Origin of the sequence: Cryobacterium sp. RTC2.1 (genome assembly GCF_035018685.1) — a bacterium.
In the GTDB taxonomy this organism is placed as follows: Bacteria; Actinomycetota; Actinomycetes; order Actinomycetales; family Microbacteriaceae; genus Cryobacterium; species Cryobacterium glucosi.
In genome coordinates this window covers 1-7,034 of the sequence record NZ_JASJXJ010000176.1, presented here as the reverse complement: position 1 = coordinate 7,034, position 7,034 = coordinate 1, and the positions used below count along the sequence as shown (strand labels likewise).

Annotated in this window: 6 protein-coding genes and 1 pseudogene; 1 reads left to right on the top strand and 6 read right to left on the bottom strand. The window is 67.2% G+C overall.

Annotated elements, in window-relative coordinates:
- The 6 genes and pseudogenes from QN357_RS16650 to QN357_RS16625 form a co-directional block, all read right to left on the bottom strand.
- Positions 1-333: pseudogene (locus tag QN357_RS16650) on the bottom strand (rhamnose isomerase); the annotation flags it as partial.
- Positions 330-722 (bottom strand): L-rhamnose mutarotase, encoded by a 393-nt coding sequence (locus QN357_RS16645; RefSeq protein WP_134559349.1) that lies wholly within the window; start codon positions 720-722, stop codon positions 330-332. The gene QN357_RS16645 and the pseudogene QN357_RS16650, both read right to left, overlap by 4 nt.
- A 168-nt stretch (positions 723-890) precedes the next feature.
- A complete protein-coding gene (gene rhaS, locus QN357_RS16640) occupies positions 891-1,955 on the bottom strand; it encodes a rhamnose ABC transporter substrate-binding protein (protein ID WP_134446401.1) in 1,065 nt (354 codons plus the stop codon).
- 60 nt (positions 1,956-2,015) lie between these two features.
- A complete protein-coding gene (locus QN357_RS16635) occupies positions 2,016-3,065 on the bottom strand; it encodes an ABC transporter permease (RefSeq protein ID WP_322188943.1) in 1,050 nt (349 codons plus the stop codon).
- Positions 3,062-4,108: an ABC transporter permease gene (locus tag QN357_RS16630; protein ID WP_370294981.1), complete on the bottom strand. Its 1,047-nt coding sequence runs from the start codon at positions 4,106-4,108 to the stop codon at positions 3,062-3,064. The genes QN357_RS16635 and QN357_RS16630 overlap by 4 nt, the downstream gene beginning before the upstream one ends.
- Positions 4,105-5,628 carry a sugar ABC transporter ATP-binding protein gene (locus QN357_RS16625; protein ID WP_134446403.1) on the bottom strand — a complete coding sequence of 508 codons (1,524 nt, stop codon included), beginning with the start codon at positions 5,626-5,628 and terminating at the stop codon, positions 4,105-4,107. The genes QN357_RS16630 and QN357_RS16625 overlap by 4 nt, the downstream gene beginning before the upstream one ends.
- Before the next feature lie 282 nt (positions 5,629-5,910).
- Here QN357_RS16625 and QN357_RS16620 point away from each other — a divergent pair, with 282 nt between their 5' ends.
- Positions 5,911-6,918: a LacI family DNA-binding transcriptional regulator gene (locus QN357_RS16620; protein WP_322188945.1), complete on the top strand. Its 1,008-nt coding sequence runs from the start codon at positions 5,911-5,913 to the stop codon at positions 6,916-6,918.
- The last annotated feature ends 116 nt before the right edge of the window (positions 6,919-7,034 follow it).

Here is a 7,034-nt window from a genome sequence, read left to right as displayed (position 1 = left end):
CGGGTCGATGTGGGTCAGGCTGCCGAACTTGTAGGCGTCATCCTGGAACGTGTTCGAGTTGACCGTGCCGAGCGCGAGGCCCTTCTCCGCGGCGAACTCGCGCAGACCGGTGTAGTCGTCGACCTTGTCCCACGGGATGTGCAGGGCCACCTTCGGCGAAAGGCCGGTGACCTGGTGCACCTGCGCGGCGTCGGAGATCTTCTCCTGGATGGTGCGCGGGGTGCCGGGCGTGCCGAACACCTTGAACCGGGTGCCGGAGTTGCCGAACGCCCAGGACGGCAGTTCGATGACCTGCCCCTCGAGCTGGGCCAGGGTGTCGGGGCTGATGCTCACGTTGTGCTTCTTTCGGTCGGGGCAGCGGATGCGGCGGCGAGGGAGTCGAGTTGGTCTTCCAGATTGAAGATCTCGGTCAGTTGGAGGAAACCGGTGTCTGGGGCACCGTCGAGGGCGACGAAGAAGTCGCCCATCTCGGCCTGCCAGCGGGCGTTGACCTCGGTTGCGGCCATGCCCGCCTGGGCGGCGGCGAGGCTCGCGGTCTCGAAGTAGCCGATCAGCAGCCCGTCGTCGCGCAGGAAGATGGAGTAGTTGTTCCAGCCCGTGCTCTTGAGGGCCAGCAGCATGTCGGGCCAGACTGCGGCGTGGCGACGACGGTATTCGGGGATCAGCTCCGGCTTGACCTGGAGCTGGAAGCACACGCGGTGCTGGGTATCGCTGCTCGACATTGAGGTTCCTTGCTGGTTCGGATTCCGAAAATGAATCGATTCAAGTTTGCCGTGCGGAGCGCATTCCCGCAAGGCCGCGGGACGGATGCAACCGGCATCCGCCCCGCAGCCGACTCGCGCGGGCACTGCGATACTGCGGGTGATACGGGGTTGTGCGCGTGGAACGACCTAGAAGTTGAAGTCCGCGATGTTCTCCTTGGTGAATGTGAACGGCTCGCCGAGGAGCACGGTGGCATCCTTGCCGACGGTGAATTCGCCGAGGGCGCCTGCGGTGAACTTGTCGCCTTCCTTGCCGGTGATGGTGCCGTCGATCAGGGCCTTGGCGCCGTAGGCGGCGAGGTAGCCGAGGTCGGCCGGGTTCCAGAGCGCGAATGCCGTGACCGTGCCGTCGTTGACGTAGTCACGCATCTGGTTCGGCGTGCCGAGACCGGTGAGCGCGACCTTGCCCTTGTACTGCGAGGTCTGCAGGTAGCGGGCCGCCGCTGCGATGCCGACCGTTGTGGGCGAGATGATGCCCTTCAGGTTCGGGTGCGACTGGAGCAGGGCCGCCGTCTTGTCGAAGGAGGTCTGGTCATCGTCGTTGCCGTAGACGGTGTCGACGAGCGTGACGTTCGGGTGGTTCGCGGCGAGTTCCTTCTTCATCGTCTCGATCCAGGCGTTCTGGTTGGTCGCGTTGGCCGAGGCGGAGAGGATGGCGACCTCGCCGGTGTCGCCGATCTGCTTGGTGATCAGGTCGACCTCGATCTTGGCGATGCCGTCGGCCGTGGCCTGGTTGATGTACAGGTCGCGGTACTGCGGGTCGGTGTCCGAGTCGAAGGTGACGACCTTGGTGCCGGCCGCTCGGGCCTCGTTGAGGGCGCTGCCGATCGCCGTGGGGTCGTCGGCGGAGATGATGATCGCGCCGACTCCCTGCTGGGTGAGCGTGTTGATGAAGCTGACCTGGGCATCGGCCGCGGCGGTCGCCGGGCCGACCTCGGCGTAGGTTCCGCCGAATTCGGTGATCGCCTTGGATCCGCCCTTGTCGGAGGTGTCGAAGTATGCATTGCCGAGGTTCTTCGGCAGGAACGTGATCGCGTAGTTCTTGTCGCCGGAGCCGGACGCAGCTGCACCGGTGGAGGTGTCGGTCGAGGCCGAACTGGAGCATCCGGTGGCGAGGAGGGCGATGGCTGCGACGCCGGCGACGAGCGCGACAGCGCGGGCGCCGTGGCGCCGGGTGGTGGTGGAAGGAGACATCGTTGTGCCTTTCAGGTGGGGTGAAGCGGATGTTGGTGGTCGGGCGAGGGAACGGAGCGGTTACTGCTTCTGTTTCTCTGGCGTGGCACGACGGAAACGCAGGCTGCGGAACCACGACAGAAATCGGGGGGAGAGCACGGACAGGATCAGCAGGGCGCCGGTGATGATGTTGATGACGTCCGAGCTGACATTGGCGAGGCGGAGCGCGCTCTGCAGCACGCCGATCAGGAGCACGCCGGCGATGACGCCGTGGATGGCGCCCTTGCCGCCGAAAATGGACACTCCACCCAGGAGGACCGCGGCGATGACCGACAGCTCGAGTCCCATCGCATTGTCACCGCGAGCGCTGCCGTAGCGGAAGGTCCAGTAGATTCCGGCGAGCGCGGCGATCAGCCCCGTGAGCATGAAGGCGACGACCTTGGTCCGGTTGACGTGCACTCCGGAGAAGTGCGCGGTCTCCGTGCTGAAGCCGATCGCCACGATTCCGCGGCCGAAGGGGGTGAAGTGCAGGAGAGCGACGAAGACCACGATCAACGCGACGACCAGCACCATGGCGACGGGGATGCCGGTGCTGCCGAACTTCGACTGGGCGAGGCCGGTCCAGAACGCCGGGAAGCTCGTGACGGCGGTCGTCCCGAGCAGGCCGACGGCGATGCCGCGATAGAGGGCGAGCGTGCCGATGGTGACCGCGAGCGAGGGCAGGCCGACCACGGTGACCAGGAGCCCATTGATCAGGCCCGCGACGAGGCCCATCACCAGGCAGGCGACGATGGCGACCGGGACCGGCCAGCCGGCCTGGGTCAGGATACCGAGCAGGACACTGCTCAGGCCGAGCGTGCTTGCGACGGAGAGGTCGATCTCGCCCATCATGATCACGAGGGTCATCGGCAGGGCGATCATCAGGATCGGCGCGACGTCGAGGAGCAGGAAGCCGAGCGTCGTGGTGGTGCCGAAGCGTCGCACCTCGAGCGAAGCGATCACGATCACGAGGATGAGGGCGACGATGACCGCCATCTCGCGGGTGAGGAGCAGGCGCATCCAGAAGGGTCGACCGTACTCGGCGTAGACGCGCGTGCCGGTCCGGCTGTCGGACGGGGCGGAGATGGTCATGCGGAGACCTCCCGTTCTGAAATGAGTTGGCGGGAGAGTCGGAGCGAGAGGACCCGGTCGAGCACGATAGCGCCGATGATGAGGGTGCCCACGACCGCCTGCTGCCAGAAGTCGGGGATGCCCAGGATGGGCAGGGCACGGTTGATGGTGAGCAGCAGGACCGCACCGATGGCCGCGCCGTAGACGGTGCCGCTGCCGCCGAAGATCGCGACGCCGCCGATCACGGCAGCGCCGACGGCCTGCAGCTCGAGCCCGGTGCCCGTCTGCGAGTTGGTCGTTCCGTAACGGGCAGCGAAGAGCACGCCGGCGAGCCCGGCGAGGGCGCCGCAGAGCAGGAAGGCGACGAGGATGCGACGGGTGACGCCGAGTCCGTAAAGCTGCGCGGCATCGGGATCCGAACCGATCGCGTAGAGCTCCCGACCGCCTCGCTGGTTGCGCAGGTACCAGCCTGCGACGAGCACCACGATCAGCGCGATGATCGTGAGGTACGGCACGAAGAGCAGCGCACTCGTGCCGAGGGCGAGGAAGTCCTTGGGCAGGTCGGACGCGTTCACCCGGTTGCTGCCGGCCCAGAGCACGTTGATGCCCCGGTAGGCATACAGGGTTCCGAGCGTGATCACGAGGGCCGGCACCTTGCCGAACGCGACGAGCGCGCCGTTGAGCAGGCCGAGCGCAGCACCGAGTGCCATGCCTGCGGCGAAGACGACGATGATCGGGATGCCGGGCACGTCGATGAAAAGGCGCCCGGTCAGGTAGGCCGTCAGTCCGACGACAGAGCCGACCGAGAGGTCGACCGATCGGGTGATGATCACGATCGCCTGGCCGACGGCCACGAGCACGAGGATCGACGGGGTGAGGAGCAGGTCCCGGAATCCGTCCTGGCTGAAGAGGAAACTCGGGTTCTTGATCGTGGTGATGAGCACAACGATCACGAGGGCGGCGAGGATGCCGGTCTCGCGGGAACGCAGGAAGGTGCGCAGACCGCGCTGGAACGCTCCGCCGCCCGCTCCGGTGGGCGTCTGGGTGCTGGTTGTCGTGGTCACTGGATGGACTCCGTTGAGTGGGTGGCAGCGAACATGATGGACTCGGCCGTGGCATCCGCCCGGGAGATCTCCGCGGTGATGCGGCCTTCGCGGACGACGAGCACGCGGTCGGCCATACCCAGGATTTCCGGCAGTTCCGAGGAGATCATCACGATCCCGAGGCCCTCACCCGCGAGCTGCGAGAGCAGGCGATGCACCTCGGCCTTGGTTCCGACGTCGATCCCGCGGGTGGGTTCGTCGATGATGAGCACCTCGGGGTTCGTCGACAGCCACTTACCGAGCACGACCTTCTGCTGGTTTCCGCCGGAGAGCGTGCCGACCTCGGTGTCGAGGGCGTTCGTCTTGACCTCGAGGCGGCCGGCCCAGTCCTTGGCGGCCCGGTTCTCGAGGCTCGAGTCGATGAACCCGAAGCGACTGAGCCGGGTACGGGTCGAGAGTGTCAGGTTGCGGGCGACGGATGACTCGAGCACGAGGCCCTGCTTCCGGCGGTCCTCGGGCACGAGGGCCATTCCGGCAGCCATGGCCGCGGTCGGGTTGAGCTTCGGAACGGACTTCCCGTGCATCCGCACGGCTCCGGAGTCGTAGCGGTCGACGCCGAAAACGGCACGGACGATCTCGCTGCGACCGGCGCCGACGAGGCCCGAGAGCCCGACGATCTCGCCGGACCGCACCGTGAAGGACACATCGTGGAAGACACCGGCGGAGGTCAGCCCCTCGACTTCGAGCAGCACGTCGCCGACAGGGGCGACCTCCTTCGGGAACAGGTCGGTTACCTCGCGGCCGACCATCCTGCGCACGATCTCGTCGACGCTCGTGGACTGGATCGCATCGGTCGAGATGTATTGCCCGTCGCGCATGACCGTGATGGTGTCGCAGAGGGCGAAGACTTCGTCGAAGCGGTGCGAAATGAAGACCAGGGCGCGGCCCTCGTCACGCAGGCTGCGGGCGACGGCGAAGAGCCGGTCGACCTCGACGCCGCTGAGGGCTGCGGTGGGTTCGTCCATGATCAGCACCCGGGCGTCCACCGAAATGGCCTTGGCGATCTCGATGATCTGCTGGTCGGCGATCGACAGCCCCTCGGCCGGGCGGTCGGGGTCGATGCGCACCGCGAGGCGGGTGAACAGTTCCTCGGCCTCAGCGCGCATGGCCTTGCGGTCGATCCGGCCGAAGCGCTGGGTCGGCTGGCGACCCATGAAGATGTTCTCCGTGACCGAGAGGTCGGGGAAGAGGGTGGGCTCCTGGTAGATGACCGCGATGCCGGCCGCCTTGGCCTCTGCCGTCGAGCGGAAGTCGACGCTTTCGCCGCGGAGCAGGAAGTCCCCCGCGTCGCGCTGGTAGAGTCCGGCGACGATCTTGACGAGGGTCGACTTGCCCGCGCCGTTCTCGCCCACGAGGGCGTGGATGGAGTTCATGTGCACGGTGAGGTCGGCGGACGTCAGCGCGACGACCGATCCGAAGGCCTTGGCCACTCCACGCAGTTCGAGGGCCGGCGGGCCGGAATTACTGGGGCTGATCGACATTGATAGGTCCTGACCTCCACATTGAGGAACGCTGGGGAAACGCGCGAGCGGGCGTTGAATCGTTTTAATTCTGCGAACACAGGGAAATCTATTTCGATGCCACCGCAGCTGTCAAGTAACAACTGCGTAACGACGAGCTATTCTCGGAGCATGGTGGCAGCGGGCGGAACAAACCCCGACCCGCCGCGAAAAACACCGCGCGGATGCCGGTGGCTGGATATCCGCGCCCCGATCTGACACGATTCATCGTGGCCCCGTGCGGCCCGATCTGGAGAAGACCCGATGTCCGTAAGCGTGCGTGAGGTGGCCGCGACTGCCGGCGTGTCCGTCGGCACGGTGTCGAATGTGCTCAATCGCCCGGACAAGGTTTCCCCGAGCACCGTCGAACGCGTCCAGGCGGCGATCAGCCAGCTCGGTTTCGTGCGCAACGACGCAGCCCGCCAATTGCGTGCCGGTCGCAGCCGGAGCATCGGCCTCGTCGTCCTCGACGTCGCCAACCCCTTTTTCACGGATGTCGCGCGCGGCGCCGAAGACCGCGCAGCCGAGGACGGCCTCACGGTGCTCCTGGGCAACAGCGACGAGAACCCGGGGCGCCAGAGCGCCTATCTCGACCTCTTCGAGGAACAGAGGGTGCACGGCGTGCTCATCTCACCCCTCGGGGACGTCGGCGACCGCCTCTCGCGGCTCCGCGCCCGCGGCACACCGACCGTGCTCGTGGACCGCGAGATCGCCGACCGGAGCTTCTCGTCCGTCGCCGTCGATGACGTGGCCGGCGGATACCTCGCCGTGAGCCACCTCGCCGCCATCGGACGGACCCGGATCGCCTTCGTCGGCGGGCCCCACAGCATCCGCCAGGTCGTCGATCGGCTCGAGGGCGCCCGCAAGGCCGTCGCCGAGCACCCGGGGGTCGTCCTCGAGACGATCGACACGGACTCGCTCTCGGTGTTGCAGGGGCGGTCCGTCGGTGAACAGCTCCTCGCCCGGCCGGCGGGCGAACGCCCGGACGCCGTCTTCGCGGCCAACGACCTGCTCGCGATGGGCGTGCTCCAGGCACTGAATATGCTCGGCGACGTACGCGTCCCCCGCGACATCGCCCTGATCGGATACGACGACATCGCCTTCGCGTCCGCTGCCGTTGTACCGCTTTCGTCGATCCGCCAGCCGAGCGCCCTGATCGGGTACACGGCCGTCGACCTGCTGATGCGCGAGGCGGAGGGCGGCGAGGACTTCGAGCACGAGCAGATCCAGTTCCAGCCCGAGCTCATCGTCCGCGAGTCGACCGCCGGCTAGGCGTGACATCCGCCTGCCCGCACCCGCTTCGCGCCCGCCCGCGCGCCCCGCGTCCGCGCCGGTTTCCGCTGCCCGCGCCCCGTGACGACGGAAACCGCGCCGGTTTGCGCAGGTCG

Bases quoted from the DNA above. Each gene is read 5' to 3' on its own strand.
- QN357_RS16635 (WP_322188943.1), bottom strand. From the start codon at position 3,065: ATGACCATCTCCGCCCCGTCCGACAGCCGGACCGGCACGCGCGTCTAC.
- QN357_RS16620 (WP_322188945.1), top strand. From the start codon at position 5,911: ATGTCCGTAAGCGTGCGTGAGGTGGCCGCGACTGCCGGCGTGTCCGTC.
- QN357_RS16625 (WP_134446403.1), bottom strand. From the start codon at position 5,628: ATGTCGATCAGCCCCAGTAATTCCGGCCCGCCGGCCCTCGAACTGCGT.
- QN357_RS16645 (WP_134559349.1), bottom strand. From the start codon at position 722: ATGTCGAGCAGCGATACCCAGCACCGCGTGTGCTTCCAGCTCCAGGTC.
- rhaS (WP_134446401.1), bottom strand. From the start codon at position 1,955: ATGTCTCCTTCCACCACCACCCGGCGCCACGGCGCCCGCGCTGTCGCG.